Raw genomic sequence first — 837 nt, 5'->3', positions numbered from 1 at the left:
CGTCCGGGGTGGTGGGCTGTACTTCGGCCTTCTTGAGTTCGTACGAGCCATGCCGCTGGATGGAGACCACGACCTCGGTCACCCAGTTCTTGAAGGGCTCGCACTCGGGCTTCACGCAACCGTTGATGAGGCGGATCAACCCGTTGAGACTCATCATCACCATAGACTTCTTGAGCCCCTGACCTGCGGGGATACTCAAACCATCACGGGAACTTAGACTTTGGAGCGTGCGCCGCATCTCCTCGGGGACATGCCTACGCATGGCCTCACTAGGGTTCGAGTGCTTGAGTTCGGCGCAGACATCGACCGCCGGGAACCAGTGGGTTCCGTCCGGCAGCGTGAGTCGCCGCACGCGGGCTCCGGTCGCCACGTAGACGAAGTCGTTGATGTCGATCGCGTCCTGCTTGCCCGCCGGGGTCGGCGGAATGTTTTGTGTGCTCATGAGAGCGTCACCTCCACGACGGACGTTATGCATCCCGATGCGCAAACAACCCACGATTAAGGGCGAGTTCGCTCAAAAGGTGGGGAGTGAACCATTCCGCTGGCGCGAGATCACCGACCCTGAACCACCGACCCTGAACCACCGACTCCTGGAGCAGCCCTGATGGACAACCGACACGCACTCCGCGTCGTCAACGCCCAGTTCGCCGAAATCCTCAGCAAAGCGAAGGAGGAGGACTGGGAACTGCCCACCCCCTGCACTGAATGGAGCATCCGCGATCTGGTGGGCCATGTGATCGGCGGGCATGTCATGGCGACCTCTCTCCTGACGGGTGAGGAGCGTGTCGCCGCGTCCGGTGACACCGTCGAGATGTGGGCGGCGCGGGTGGAGCGGGC

2 protein-coding genes are annotated in these 837 nt (G+C 62.4%); one reads left to right on the top strand and one right to left on the bottom strand.

Annotated features, from left to right (window positions below):
* Positions 1–442: BRO-N domain-containing protein (locus CCN51_RS48975; protein WP_143676163.1), on the bottom strand; the 442-nt coding region annotated here is incomplete at its 3' end.
* A gap of 162 nt (positions 443–604) precedes the next feature.
* Between CCN51_RS48975 and CCN51_RS48970 the strand changes: the two genes are divergently transcribed.
* The coding region (locus tag CCN51_RS48970; RefSeq protein ID WP_211303329.1) for a maleylpyruvate isomerase N-terminal domain-containing protein at positions 605–837 on the top strand (233 nt) is incomplete at its 3' end.

The organism is Streptomyces milbemycinicus (genome assembly GCF_002154605.1).
GTDB lineage: Bacteria > Actinomycetota > Actinomycetes > Streptomycetales > Streptomycetaceae > Streptomyces > Streptomyces milbemycinicus.
Note: the sequence above shows the minus strand (reverse complement) of the source record. Positions and strands in the feature narration are given on the sequence as shown.